The organism is Streptomyces sp. NPDC034111 (assembly GCF_055575375.1).
The window spans coordinates 407017-419282 of record NZ_JBVIST010000004.1; the positions used below are offsets into that span (position 1 = coordinate 407017).

Annotated in this window: 13 protein-coding genes; 3 read left to right on the forward strand and 10 right to left on the reverse strand. The window is 72.3% G+C overall.

Annotated features, from left to right (window positions below):
• Nucleotides 1-1629 (reverse strand): chaperonin GroEL, encoded by a 1629-nt coding sequence (groL, locus tag ACZ55A_RS13845; protein ID WP_468839151.1) that lies wholly within the window; start codon nucleotides 1627-1629, stop codon nucleotides 1-3.
• A 133-nt stretch (nucleotides 1630-1762) separates the two neighbouring features.
• Nucleotides 1763-2071, reverse strand: a complete 309-nt coding sequence (gene groES / locus ACZ55A_RS13850) for a co-chaperone GroES (RefSeq protein ID WP_384429999.1) — start codon at nucleotides 2069-2071, stop codon at nucleotides 1763-1765.
• Nucleotides 2072-2533: 462 nt separating this feature from the next.
• On the opposite strand from groES, the gene ACZ55A_RS13855 reads away from it, so the two are divergent.
• Together ACZ55A_RS13855 and ACZ55A_RS13860 are read left to right on the forward strand one after the other, a co-directional pair.
• Nucleotides 2534-3934, forward strand: a complete 1401-nt coding sequence (locus ACZ55A_RS13855) for an FtsW/RodA/SpoVE family cell cycle protein (protein WP_468839155.1) — start codon at nucleotides 2534-2536, stop codon at nucleotides 3932-3934.
• Nucleotides 3935-3955: 21 nt separating this feature from the next.
• The gene (locus tag ACZ55A_RS13860) at nucleotides 3956-5149 is read left to right on the forward strand and encodes a THUMP-like domain-containing protein (RefSeq protein ID WP_468838816.1); all 1194 of its coding nucleotides are present in this window, start codon (nucleotides 3956-3958) and stop codon (nucleotides 5147-5149) included.
• Nucleotides 5150-5156: 7 nt separating this feature from the next.
• On the opposite strand, the gene ACZ55A_RS13865 is transcribed toward ACZ55A_RS13860, so the two are convergent.
• The 4 genes from ACZ55A_RS13865 to tsaB form a co-directional block, all read right to left on the reverse strand.
• Nucleotides 5157-5522 carry a hypothetical protein gene (locus ACZ55A_RS13865; RefSeq protein ID WP_468838818.1) on the reverse strand — a complete coding sequence of 122 codons (366 nt, stop codon included), beginning with the start codon at nucleotides 5520-5522 and terminating at the stop codon, nucleotides 5157-5159.
• 107 nt (nucleotides 5523-5629) lie between these two features.
• Nucleotides 5630-6763, reverse strand: coding sequence for a tRNA (adenosine(37)-N6)-threonylcarbamoyltransferase complex transferase subunit TsaD (tsaD, locus tag ACZ55A_RS13870; protein WP_468838820.1), 1134 nt, complete (start codon nucleotides 6761-6763; stop codon nucleotides 5630-5632).
• 5 nt (nucleotides 6764-6768) lie between these two features.
• Nucleotides 6769-7242, reverse strand: a complete 474-nt coding sequence (gene rimI, locus ACZ55A_RS13875; RefSeq protein WP_468839157.1) for a ribosomal protein S18-alanine N-acetyltransferase — start codon at nucleotides 7240-7242, stop codon at nucleotides 6769-6771.
• Nucleotides 7243-7319: 77 nt separating this feature from the next.
• Entirely contained in the window at nucleotides 7320-7979 is a 660-nt protein-coding gene (tsaB, locus tag ACZ55A_RS13880) for a tRNA (adenosine(37)-N6)-threonylcarbamoyltransferase complex dimerization subunit type 1 TsaB (protein WP_468838822.1), read from the reverse strand.
• A 104-nt stretch (nucleotides 7980-8083) separates the two neighbouring features.
• On the opposite strand from tsaB, the gene ACZ55A_RS13885 reads away from it, so the two are divergent.
• Nucleotides 8084-8653 (forward strand): hypothetical protein, encoded by a 570-nt coding sequence (locus tag ACZ55A_RS13885; protein WP_468838824.1) that lies wholly within the window; start codon nucleotides 8084-8086, stop codon nucleotides 8651-8653.
• 38 nt (nucleotides 8654-8691) lie between these two features.
• Here ACZ55A_RS13885 and ACZ55A_RS13890 read toward each other — a convergent pair whose 3' ends face one another.
• The 4 genes from ACZ55A_RS13890 to alr form a co-directional block, all read right to left on the reverse strand.
• A complete protein-coding gene (locus ACZ55A_RS13890) occupies nucleotides 8692-8919 on the reverse strand; it encodes a hypothetical protein (protein ID WP_468838826.1) in 228 nt (75 codons plus the stop codon).
• Between the two features lie 146 nt (nucleotides 8920-9065).
• The gene (gene tsaE / locus ACZ55A_RS13895; protein WP_468838828.1) at nucleotides 9066-9602 is read right to left on the reverse strand and encodes a tRNA (adenosine(37)-N6)-threonylcarbamoyltransferase complex ATPase subunit type 1 TsaE; all 537 of its coding nucleotides are present in this window, start codon (nucleotides 9600-9602) and stop codon (nucleotides 9066-9068) included.
• Between the two features lie 59 nt (nucleotides 9603-9661).
• Nucleotides 9662-11020 (reverse strand): alpha/beta fold hydrolase, encoded by a 1359-nt coding sequence (locus ACZ55A_RS13900; RefSeq protein ID WP_468838830.1) that lies wholly within the window; start codon nucleotides 11018-11020, stop codon nucleotides 9662-9664.
• Nucleotides 11017-12213 (reverse strand): alanine racemase, encoded by a 1197-nt coding sequence (alr, locus tag ACZ55A_RS13905; protein WP_468838832.1) that lies wholly within the window; start codon nucleotides 12211-12213, stop codon nucleotides 11017-11019. The genes ACZ55A_RS13900 and alr overlap by 4 nt, the downstream gene beginning before the upstream one ends.
• Nucleotides 12214-12266: the final 53 nt, after the last annotated feature.

A 12266-nucleotide genomic window follows, 5' to 3' on the forward strand; every position in this document is an offset into this window, starting at 1 on the left:
TCAGTGCGCGTGGCCGTGACCGTGGCCGTGACCGGCCTCGGCCTCTTCCTCGGCCGGCTTCTCGACGACCAGGGTCTCGGTCGTGAGCAGCAGCGAGGCGATCGAGGCGGCGTTCTCCAGGGCGGAGCGGGTGACCTTGACCGGGTCGATGACGCCGGCCTTGACCAGGTCGCCGTACTCGCCGGTGGCGGCGTTGAAGCCCTGGCCCTTGTCCTGCTCGGCGACCTTGGCGGTGATCACGTAGCCCTCGAGGCCCGCGTTCTCCGCGATCCAGCGCAGCGGCTCGACGACGGCGCGGCGGACGACGGCGACACCGGTGGCCTCGTCGCCCTCCTTGCCGAGGGAGCCCTCCAGCACCTTGGCGGCGTGGACCAGCGCGGAGCCACCACCGGAGACGATGCCCTCCTCGACCGCGGCGCGGGTCGCGGAGATGGCGTCCTCCAGACGGTGCTTCTTCTCCTTGAGCTCGACCTCGGTGGCCGCACCCACACGGATGACGCAGACGCCACCGGCGAGCTTGGCGAGGCGCTCCTGGAGCTTCTCGCGGTCCCAGTCGGAGTCGGTGGTCTCGATCTCGCCCTTGATCTGGGCGACGCGACCGGCGACGTCCTCGGCCTTGCCGCCACCGTCGACGATCGTGGTGTCGTCCTTGGTGACGGTCACGCGGCGGGCGGTGCCCAGCACGTCCAGACCGGCCTGGTCGAGCTTGAGGCCGACCTCCTCGGCGATGACGGTGGCACCGGTGAGGGTGGCCATGTCGCCGAGCATCGCCTTGCGGCGGTCACCGAAGCCGGGGGCCTTGACGGCCACCGCGTTGAAGGTGCCGCGGATCTTGTTGACGACGAGGGTGGAGAGCGCCTCGCCCTCGACGTCCTCGGCGATGATCAGCAGCGGCTTGGAGCCACCCGCCTGGATGACCTTCTCCAGCAGCGGCAGCAGGTCCTGGATCGAGGCGATCTTGCCCTGGTGGATCAGGATGTACGGGTCCTCGAGGACGGCCTCCATACGCTCCTGGTCGGTGACCATGTACGGCGAGAGGTAGCCCTTGTCGAAGGCCATGCCCTCGGTGAAGTCCAGCTCCAGACCGAAGGTGTTGGACTCCTCGACGGTGATCACACCGTCCTTGCCGACCTTGTCCATGGCCTCGGCGATCAGCTCACCGACCTGCTTGTCCTGCGCGGACAGGCCGGCCACGGCGGCGATGTCGGCCTTGTCGTCGATCGGACGGGCGACCGCGAGGAGCTCATCGGAGACGGCCTTGACCGCGGCGTCGATGCCCTTCTTCAGGGCGGCCGGGGAAGCACCCGCGGCGACGTTGCGCAGGCCCTCGCGGACCAGCGCCTGGGCCAGCACGGTGGCGGTGGTGGTGCCGTCACCCGCGATGTCGTTGGTCTTGGTCGCCACCTCCTTGACGAGCTGGGCGCCCAGGTTCTCGTACGGGTCGTCGACCTCGACCTCACGGGCGATGGTGACACCGTCGTTGGTGATGGTGGGGGCGCCGAACTTCTTGTCGATGACGACGTTGCGGCCCTTGGGGCCGATCGTCACCTTGACCGTGTCGGCAAGCTTGTTGACGCCGCGCTCAAGGGCGCGACGGGCGTCCTCGTCGAACTTCAGGATCTTCGCCATGGGTTGCTTCAAGTCCTCTCATTGCGATCCTCGGCACGCAGTGGGGACCGCTGTCTCAAACGGAACTGCGCCCCTGCCCCGGGTTGTTTAGACGCGGGAACCAGGGGCGCAGATCACGGCAATTCCGGGTGAATTACTTCTCGACGATCGCGAGCACGTCGCGAGCCGAGAGAACGAGGTACTCCTCGTTGTTGTACTTCACCTCGGTGCCGCCGTACTTGCTGTAGAGAACGACGTCGCCGACGGTGACGTCGAGCTCGACGCGCTTGCCGTCCTCGATGCGGCCCGGGCCCACGGCCAGGACGACGCCCTCCTGGGGCTTCTCCTTGGCGGTGTCCGGAATGACCAGGCCCGAGGCCGTGGTCTGCTCGGCGTCGAGCGGCTGGACCACAATGCGGTCCTCAAGCGGCTTGATGGCAACCTTGGAGCTGGCGGTCGTCACGATCCGACCTCCCCCTTCGGAGATCTCACGGGGTTAACTGTCTGAGGTGGCGACCAGGTGGATCCGTCGTCGCGGGTGCCGGACCTGCCCGTCGCTGTGTCTGGCACTCCCCGGTGGAGAGTGCCAACGCTGAGACTATGACGCGGTTAGCACTCGGTCAAGCGGAGTGCCAGCGCGCCGGTGCCCGTTCTGCGACGCCGGTTGACGGACCGCGGCAACCGCCCGGCCGTCAGGGCGTGTTCCCTGCCAAATCGGACACACCTTCCGGTTTTCTCGCAACCAGGCCACCAGCTGCCTCGTCTACCTCCCCGACTGCCCGGTCCGTGAACCGCACCCGGGCATGTCTTATGGATCAGCCCGGATCGCCCGCGGCCTTGACCATCGATGGCGGAGGAACCCGTGCGTGGACTGACCAGCGCTCTCCGGAAGGCCCGGGAGCGGGAGAGCGACGTCGAACGCACCATGACGTTCGCCGCGCTCGCCCAGGCTCCGGACCGCCGCCGGACCGAGGCCTGGCTGCTCGCGCTCGTCGTCCTGATCGCGGTCTTCGGGTACGCCTACACCGGTCTGTCGATGACCGCCCGGCTGCCCGGCGGGCTGGCCGGCTTCGCGGTGAGCATGCTCTTCGTGGCGCTGGTGCCGCATCTGGTCCTGCGCCGCTTCGCGCCGCGCGCCGATCCCCTGATCCTGCCGCTGGCGACGCTGCTGACCGGGGTCGGTCTGGTGCTGCTGCACCGGCTGGACCTCACCTACGCCCAGGACCCCCGGCTGAAGATCGCCGAGGCGGCGAGCGGCCAGCTGGTGTGGACGGTCATCGGGGTGGCGGTCTGCATCGTCATCCTGCTGGTGCTGCGCGATCACCGCATCCTTCAGCGCTACATCTATCTGACGATGGTGGTCGCGCTGGTGCTGCTGATGGCGCCGGCGTTCTTCGGCGCGGACATGTACGGCGCCAAGCGCTGGATTCTGCTCGGGCCGCTGTCGCTCCAGCCCGGCGAGTTCGTGAAGATCATGATCTCGGTGTTCTTCGCGGGCTATCTGACCGTCAACCGTGATGCGCTGGCGCTGGCCGGACGCCGGGTGATGGGCATCCAGCTGCCCCCGGGCCGGCAGCTGGGGCCGATCTTCACGATCTGGGCGATCAGCCTGCTGGTGCTGATCTTCGAGCGGGACCTGGGCACCTCGCTGATCTTCTTCGGCGTCTTCGTGATCATGCTCTACATGGCCACCGACCGCACCAGCTGGGTGATCTGCGGTCTGCTGATGGCCACCGTCGGCGCGGCCGTCGTCGGCTCCCTCGAACCGCATGTCCACGGCCGGGTCACCGCCTGGCTGGACCCGATGCGGGCCTTCACCGCGGAGGGCCGGGCGGAGCACATGTCCGACCAGCTCGGCCAGGCGCTGTTCAGCTTCGCCAGCGGCGGCGTCGGCGGCAGCGGCCTGGGCCAGGGCCACCCCGAACTGATCGGCTTCGCCGGCAACAGCGACTTCATCCTCACCACCGTCGGCGAGGAGCTGGGCCTGGCCGGGGTGATGGCCGTACTGATGCTGTACGTGCTGCTGGCGCAGCGCGGACTACGGGTGGGACTGAGCGCCCGCGACCCGTTCGGCAAGCTGCTCGCGGTCGGGCTCGCCGGGGCGCTGCTGCTCCAGGTCTTCGTCGTCGCCGGCGGGGTCACCGGCCTGATCCCGCTGACCGGCAAGGCGCTGCCCTTCCTGGCCAAGGGCGGCTCGTCACTCGTCGCCAACTGGGTGATGGTGGCGCTGCTGCTGCGGATCAGCGACCATGCGCAGCGCCGCCGGGAGCCGGAGGGCGCGGGCGGCAGCCGCCCCCGCCGCCGGCGCGGCCGCCGGGCGTCGTAGCGGCCCCCGCGCTGGCCCACAATGGTGCAGGTGACCGACCTCGACACCTTCTCCGCGCTGCTCGCCCCCGAGGGGCAGGCACTGCTGGCCGCACTGCGTGATTACGACCCCGCGGACGAGCTCGCGACCGCCACCCGGCTGCGCCGCGACCACCCCGCGCCGCTGGTCTCCGCCGCCCTCGGCCAGGCCCGGCTGCGGCAGCGCGCGGCCGCGAAGTTCGGGGCGGACGCCCAGCGGATGTACTTCACGCCGCACGGCGTCGAGCAGTCCACCCGCACCACGGTCGCCGCCCACCGCGCCGCCCGGCTCGCCGCGCTGGGCGTCGGTACGCTGGCCGACCTGTGCTGCGGCATCGGCGGGGACGCGCTGGCGCTGGCACGGGCCGGGATCCGGGTACTGGCCGTCGACCGCGACCCGCTGGCCTGCGCGGCGGCGCGGGCGAACGCCGAGGCGCTGGGTCTGGACGGGCTGATCGAGGTGCGCTGCACGGACGTCACGGAGGTCGACACCGCCGGGTATGACGCGGTGTTCGTCGATCCGGCGCGGCGGAGCAAAGTGCGGGGCGGGAGGATCTTCGACCCGGAGGCGTACTCGCCGCCGCTGTCCTGGGCCGTCGAGGCGGCCCGTACGGCCCCGTTCGCGGCGCTGAAGATCGCGCCGGGGGTGCCGCACGAGGCGCTGCCCGAGGACGCCGAGACGGAGTGGATCTCCGACGGGGGCGAGGTCAAGGAGGCGGTGCTGTGGTTCGGCACCCGGCCGGGCGCCCGCCGCGCCACGCTCCTGCCGGCCGGTGACTCACTGCTCGGCGCCGGCCTGCCGGACCCCGAGCCCGGCCCCGTGGGCAGCTATCTGTACGAGCCGGACGGGGCCGTGATCCGCGCCCACCTCGTCGCGGAGGCCGCCGCCGGTCTCGACGCCCGTCTCATCGACCCGACCATCGCCTACCTCACCTCCGATGCGCTGCGCCCGACGCCGTACGCCACCGCCTACGAGATCACCGATGTCCTGCCGTTCAACGTCAAGAAGCTCAGGGCGCTGCTGCGCGAGCGCGAGGTCGGCATCGCGGTGATCAAGAAGCGGGGCTCCGCGGTCGAGCCGGAGGAGCTGCGCAAGAAGCTGAAGCTGGGCGGCGGCCGCAACTCGGTGACGGTCTTCCTCACCCGGGTCGCGGGCGCGCCGACGATGCTGCTGGGGCACCCGGCGGACGCCTGCTGACGGGTGCTCAGGCCAGGTCGGTGAGGTCCTCGGCGTAGATCTGCGAGAGCGGCTGCGGGCCGATGTACTGCTGGCAGGTGCACTGGCCGGCTTCGTACTGGACCGGCTTGTGGTCGGCGTCCCAGGCGACCGCGAACTCCACCAGCTCATGACACTTGCCCTTTTTGTCATGCTTGGCGAGGTGGTGGGTGCAGCCACACACCGGCTCCGGCGGCTTCTGGGCGGCCTCCAGCGCCTGCCGCTCCAGCCGGGCGGACTCCAGGCGCTCCATCTTGCGCTCATGGCGGGTGCGCAGGGCCGTACGGGCGGTGTCGGCGACCTTCGCGAATCCGCCCGCCATGAAGAAGATGAAGACCCACCAGAACCAGTCCACAGCCTGCCGCCTCCCCACGCGCGCCCCCGGTGCCGCTCCAGGGTAAGACCTCTGGGCGGCCGCCGGGCCGGAGGGAGGTGCGGTTGTCACCGATCCTCAGAAGCTGCTCACTGGTAGAGGTTCTGCTTGCTCATCTCGTGGACGTGATCATGGCCGTGGTCGTGACCGTGACCGTGGTGATCGGGGTCCTGCGCGGGCACATGCGGTTCGGTGACCGGCAGCGAGGAGTCCGCGGAGAGGTCCCAGGCGGAGGCCGCGCGACCGCGCGCCACCATCTCCGCGCCCAGGGCCGCCACCATCGCCCCGTTGTCGGTGCACAGCTTGGGCCGCGGCACCCGCAGGGTGATACCGGCGTCCTCGCAGCGGCGCTCGGCCATCGCCCGCAGCCGGGAGTTGGCCGCGACCCCACCGCCGATCATCAGATGCTCGACCCCGTTGTCCTTGCAGGCCCGTACGGCCTTACGGGTCAGCACATCCACCACGGCCTCCTGGAAGGACGCCGAGACATCCGCCACCGGGACCTCCTCGCCGGCCGCCCGCTTGGCCTCGATCCAGCGGGCCACCGCCGTCTTCAGACCGGAGAAGGAGAAGTCGTAGACCGGGTCGCGGGGGCCGGTGAGCCCGCGCGGGAAGCGGATCGCGTCGGGGTTGCCCTCGCGGGCGTAGCGGTCGATGACCGGGCCGCCCGGGAAGCCGAGGTGCAGCACCCGCGCGATCTTGTCGAAGGCCTCGCCGGCCGCGTCGTCGATCGTCGAGCCCAGCGGGCGGACGTCGGCGGTGATGTCGGGCGCCAGCAGCAGGGAGGAGTGACCGCCGGAGACCAGCAGGGCCATCGTCGGCTCGGGCAGCGGGCCGTGCTCCAGCTGGTCGACGCAGATGTGCGAGGCGAGGTGGTTGACGCCGTAGAGCGGCTTGCCGAGGGCGTAGGCGTACGCCTTGGCGGCCGAGACGCCGACCAGCAGCGCACCGGCCAGGCCGGGCCCCGCGGTGACCGCGATGCCGTCCAGATCGCTCGCCGCGACCCCGGCCTCCTTCAGCGCCCGCTGGATGGTGGGCACCATCGCCTCCAGGTGGGCCCGGGAGGCCACCTCCGGCACCACACCGCCGAAGCGGGCGTGCTCGTCGACGCTGGAGGCGACCGCGTCGGCGAGCAGGGTGTGGCCGCGGACGATGCCGACACCGGTCTCGTCGCAGGAGGTCTCGATGCCGAGGACGAGCGGTCCGCCGCGTGAGTCAGCCATGATTCTCAAGTTCCTTGTACGGAGGGTGCTTCGGAGGAGGTCTGGGTGGTGCGGCGCATCACGAGGGCGTCGTGGTTGCCGGGCTGGTAGTAGCCGCGGCGGAAGCCGATCGGCTCGAAGCCGAAGCGCTCGTAGAGGCGCTGGGCGCGGAGGTTGTCGACGCGGACCTCCAGCAGCACCTCGTGGCACTCGAAGTCCGTTGCGGCGCCGAGGAGTTCGGTCAGCAGCCGGGCGCCGAGGCCGGTGCCCCACTGGTCCCGGGCGGTGGCGATGGTCTGCACATCGCCGGTGCCGTCGACGGCGGCCAGCCCGGCGTATCCCACGATCCGGCCCTCCAGTTCGGCGACGAGGTAGCGGCGGGTGGCGAACGGGCCGCGGGCGTGCGCCAGCTCCGACCAGAACATGCCGGCCGACCAGGCGTCCTCGGGGAAGAGTTCGCGCTCCAGCTCCAGCACCGGCGCTATGTCCCACCAGCGCATCTCGCGCAGCGCCACATCAAAGCTGCCGTCGCGCAGCGGCGCCGTTGAGGGGCGGTGGTCGGGCGACGGGCGGGCAGTCACTTGGGGGTGACCACCTTGTAGTTGGCGGGCACCTGGGCGTCCGGGCGGCGCAGGTACAGCGGCCGCGGCGGCGGCAGTTCCTCGCCCGCGGCCAGCTTCGCGACGGCCAGCTCGGCGAGCGCGGCGGCGGACTGGTGCTCGGGCCCCTCGCGCCGTACGCCGGTGAAGACGCTGTCGTAGAGCAGCGCGCCGGCACCCACGGCCGGGACGCCGGCGACCTGGTCGGCGATATCGGCGGGGCGGTCGACGGCCGGCTCGGTCAGGCGGGTACGGGCATCCGCGTAGCGCGCCCAGTAGACCTCCTTGCGGCGGGCGTCGGTGGCCACGACGAAGGGCTCGGTCAGCCCGGAGGCGTGGGCGAGGCCGTCCAGCGTGCACAGGCCGTGGACGGGGACGCCGAGGGCCGCGCCGAACGTGGCGGCGGTCACCAGGCCGACCCGCAGACCGGTGTACGGCCCCGGGCCCACCCCGACCACGATCTCGCTGACCTCGTCGAGTTTCCGGCCTGCCTCACCCAGCACCCGGTCGACGGCGGGCAGCAGCAGCTCGCCGTGCCGGCGCGCGTCCACCTGACGGGACTCGGCGAGGACGGCCGTTCCGTCGTGGAGAGCGACCGTGACGGCGGGGGTGGCGGTGTCAAGAGCTAGCAGCAGCACGTCCTCAAGCCTACGGCGCGGCCGGTGGTGCCCCGTCCCCTGCTACCGTCGCCCCGGAGCAGGGAAGCCGGGGAAGCCGGGGTAGAGGGAAAGGTGGCACAGCGGTGCCCGCTAAGAGCAGCACGATCGTCACCGCGCTGACCGCGGCCGCCCTCATCGGGGTCGGGGTGCTCGGCTACCAGGCCGCGGCGTCCGCCCCGGACACCCTCACCCAGGCCCGGAGTGACGGCCACCACAGCGCCGCCAAGGGCCACCGGGAGCAGCCGGGCAAGAAGGCGAAGCCGCCCGCCCCGGTCGCGGTTCCGGCCGGCTCCGGCGCCGGCCGGCGGGTGGTCTACTCGCTCGGCGCCAAGCGGGTCTGGCTGGTCGACGCGAAGGACAAGGCGCTGCGGACGTTCACGGTCGCGCCGAGCACGGTGAGCCCGCCGCCGGGAACGTACGCGGTCGGCTCGCGCTCGGTGAGCGTGACGGGCTCGGACGGCATCGCGATCGAGCATGTGGTGCGGTTCGCCAGCGTCCAGGCCGTCACGGTCGGCTTCAGTGCGGCGGTCGACGGCTCGCGGCCCGATACGGGCCCGTCGAAGAAGACCGGCGGGATCCGTGAGTCGCGGGCCGACGGCAAGGCGATGTGGGACTTCGCCCTGCACGGCACCAAGGTCGTCGTGGTCTCCTGACCGGACCGCGGCCCGGTCGCATTTTTCGCCCCTACGGGCTACGCCGCGTCGCGGCCGCCGGTGGACGGGGCGGTGCCCCCGGTCCCTGTCTCCGGCTCGTCACCCTGCCCGGCCGGCCTGCCCTTACGGGTCTCCTCATCGGCGTCGGGGGGTGTGGAGACGGCGCTGGCCGCGGCGCAGGCGGCGAGCAGTTCGGTCATCGTCGGCGGCGTCTCGCGCGCATCGTGGTGGGCCGGCATGGACGCCTCCCGGGGCTCCTGGGGCAAGCGACAGAAGCTAGGCTCGCTACTTAGGCTGACCTAACTGGGGTCTCCACCCATGTCACCACGCCCGGCACCAGCTGCGCAACATCTTACCGACGGCTTGTCGGAAACTACCGGACGCCCGGCGTCCGGGGGCTGGCCCGCTCCGGTCAGCAGAGCTCCAGCTCCGGCAGCCCGGCGTCCGCCCAGCGCGCACCGAAGCCGGTGACCGTCACCTCGCGCACGTCGACCACGTCCTCCTCGGGATGCCCGAGCACGCCGCCCGGCGCGTCGGCCCCTACCGCCCGGCCGATCACCACATGCAGCCGGTCCTCGGACAGCTCCTCGACCTTGCCCTCGCCCCACTCCACGACCACGACCGACTCCGGCAGCGAGACATCGAGGTCCAGGTCCTCCATCTCGTCCAGCCCGCCGCCGAGCCGGTAGGCGTCGACATGGACCAGCGGGGGGCCGCCGGCCAGCGAGGGGTGCACCCGGGCGATGACGAAGGTGGGCGAGGTGACCGCCCCGCGTACGCCCAGGCCCTCGCCCAGCCCGCGGGTCAGTGTGGTCTTGCCCGCGCCCAGCTCACCGGTGAGCAGAACCAGGTCGCCGGGGCGCAGCAGCGGGGCCAGCCTGCGGCCCAACTCCTGCATCTGCTCGGGTGACTTGACGGTGACATGCGCAATGGCGCCGGTGGTGCTCATGCCGCAAATGTACCGGCTGGCCGCCCCGCCGGGCTCCTGACCGGCAGGGCGCCCACGGCTCAGGCCCGCGCGTGACGGGAGCCGCGGGCGGCCGTCGCGCCGGCGCGCTCCACCAGCGACACCAGATGCTCGTTGACCAGCTCGGGCCGCTCCAGCATCACCAGGTGCCCGGCGCCCGGGACGCACACCAGCTCCGCGTCCGGCAGCACCTCGGCGATGGTCCGGCTGTGGTCGGCGGGGGTGATCAGATCGTTCTCCCCGGCGAGCACCAGTGCGGGCACCGCGTCGTACGCCACCAGCGCCTCTGTCTTGTCGTGCACCGCGAACGCCGGGAAGAACTCGGCGACCACATCGATCGGGGTCCCCTCGATCAGCCGCTCGCCGAACCGGGCGATGGCCGGGTCCACCTCCTCCGGCGTGCCGAACGAGTAGCGCTTGACCAGTCCGGCGAACAGATCGGCGGTGGCCTGCCGGCCCCGCTCGACCAGCTCGCGCTGCCAGCCGAGCGCCTTGAGCACGCCCGGGGCGAGCCGGTGGAAGGCCTTCATGCCCATCGACGGCAGCCCGTAGGTGACCTCGCTGAGCCGGCCCGCCGAGGTGCCGATCAGGGCCACCCCGACCACCCGCTCCGCGACGTACTCGGGGAACTGGTCGGCCAGCGCCATCACGGTCATCCCGCCCATGGAGTGCCCGACCAGCACGATCGGCCCCTCGGGCACCGCGGCGTCCAGCACCGCCTTCAGATCGCGGCCCAGCAGGTCGATGGTGACCTCTTCCGTGCCGTCGATCTGGCCGTGGCCGCGCGACGAGCGGCCGTGGCTGCGCTGGTCCCAGTGCACGGTGCGCACCGTGCCGCGCAGCGCGGCCCGCTGGAAGTGCCAGGAGTCCTGGTTGAGGCAGTAGCCATGGCTGAAGACGACCGTGGGGGCCGCCGAACGCCGCCCCAGCGCCGCCGTGAGCCGCTTGCGCAGGCCGCTGTGGGCCTCCTGCGCGGCGCGGGCCGGCTTGCCGCGGGCGGGCTTTGCGGACCGGTCGGGCGCGCCGTTCCTGCCGTGCTTGCCGTCCTTGCCGTTCTTGGCCGCCTGGCCGCCCGTCTCCGGGCCGCCCACCTCGTCGACCTCGTAGTACAGCTCGGTGCCGTCCTCGGCGATCGCCGCGCCCGGTGTGCCACGCAGCGTGCCGTACGGTCCTGCCGCGTCCAGTGCGAGCCGGGCCCGGCGGCGCATCCCGCGGCCGACCGTCATCCGCTCTATCGCCACACCGGCCGCGGCACCCGCCGCGACCACGCCGATCGCGGCGCCGGCGATGCCCGCGTGCCGGCCCGCCTTGGCCCAGTTGGTGGCGACCTCGGTCGCTGCCTCCGCGGCCTCCGCGGCCGCCTCGACCGCCTGCACGGCGGCTTCCTTGCCTTCGGTCATGCGGTGCCCCCCGTGAGCGCGGTCTCTCCGTCGGCTGCTGTGGCTCCGTTCCGTGTGTCGCTGTCCACATAGACGCGCGGCACCCGGGTTCCGATCCGTGTGACGATTTCATAGCCGATGGTTCCGGCCGCCCGGGCCCAGTCCTCCGCGGTCGGCTCGCCGCGGTCCCCGGGCCCGAAGAGCACCGCCACATCGCCCGGTTCGGCGTGATCGCCGCCCAGGTCGACGACGAACTGGTCCATCGCGATCCGCCCGGCGGCTCTCCGCCACGCACCGGCGACCAGCACGGGGCCGCTGCCGGAGGCGTGCCGCGGGATGCCGTCGGCGTAGCCCAGCGGGACCAGCGCGAGGGTGGACTCGCCGGACGTGGTGTACAGGTGCCCGTACGACACACCATGGCCTGCCGGGACGCGTTTGACCGAGGCGAGCGAGGCCTCCAGGGTCATCGCGGGCCGCAGCCCGAAGTCTTGGGAGGTGCCGACCTCGGGGCTGGGCGAGATGCCGTAGATGCCGATGCCGGTCCGGACCAGGTCGTAGTGGGACTCGGGGAGGGTGAGCGTCGCCGGGGTGTTGGCGAGGTGTCGCACCTCGGGGCGCAGCCCGGCCACCTCGGCGGTCTTCAGCGCCTCCTCGAAGGCGGTGAGCTGGGCGGCGATCGACGGGTGGCCCGGCTCGTCGGCGCAGGCGAAGTGCGACCAGACGCCGGTGACGGTCAGCGCGCCCTCGGCCTCGGCGGCGCGGGCCGCGGCGGTCAGCTCCGCCCAGTCGGCGGGCTGGCAGCCGTTGCGGCCCAGTCCGGTGTCGATCTTGAGCTGGACGCGGGCGGTCCGGCCGCAGGCGCGGGCCGCCGCGGTCACCTCGTCGAGCGCCCACATCCCGCTCACGGCGACGTCGATGTCCTGCTCGATCGCCTTCCGCCAGGGCCCGCCCGGCGTCCACAGCCAGCACAGCAGCCGCCCGGTGTCACCGGCCGCGCGCACGGCGAAGGCCTCCTCGGGCAGCGCGGTGCCCAGCCAGCCCGCACCGGCCGCACGGGCGGCGCGGCCGCAGGGCACCGCACCGTGTCCGTAGCCGTCGGACTTGACCACGGCCATCAGCTCTGCCCGGGGTGCGCGCTCCCGCAGGGCGCGGACGTTCGACCGCACGGCGGCGAGGTCGATGGCGGCACGGGCGCGCTTCGCTGTCTCGTTCATCCCCCTCAGTGTTGCAGGCGCTGCCGCGGCGCCCCGAGGGACCGGCGGGGAAA

Bases quoted from the DNA above. Each gene is read 5' to 3' on its own strand.
- groL (WP_468839151.1), bottom strand. From the start codon at position 1,629: ATGGCGAAGATCCTGAAGTTCGACGAGGACGCCCGTCGCGCCCTTGAG.
- ACZ55A_RS13855 (WP_468839155.1), top strand. From the start codon at position 2,534: ATGACGTTCGCCGCGCTCGCCCAGGCTCCGGACCGCCGCCGGACCGAG.
- ACZ55A_RS13860 (WP_468838816.1), top strand. From the start codon at position 3,956: ATGGTGCAGGTGACCGACCTCGACACCTTCTCCGCGCTGCTCGCCCCC.
- tsaD (WP_468838820.1), bottom strand. From the start codon at position 6,763: ATGGCTGACTCACGCGGCGGACCGCTCGTCCTCGGCATCGAGACCTCC.
- rimI (WP_468839157.1), bottom strand. From the start codon at position 7,242: ATGCGCTGGTGGGACATAGCGCCGGTGCTGGAGCTGGAGCGCGAACTC.
- tsaE (WP_468838828.1), bottom strand. From the start codon at position 9,602: ATGAGCACCACCGGCGCCATTGCGCATGTCACCGTCAAGTCACCCGAG.
- ACZ55A_RS13900 (WP_468838830.1), bottom strand. From the start codon at position 11,020: ATGACCGAAGGCAAGGAAGCCGCCGTGCAGGCGGTCGAGGCGGCCGCG.
- alr (WP_468838832.1), bottom strand. From the start codon at position 12,213: ATGAACGAGACAGCGAAGCGCGCCCGTGCCGCCATCGACCTCGCCGCC.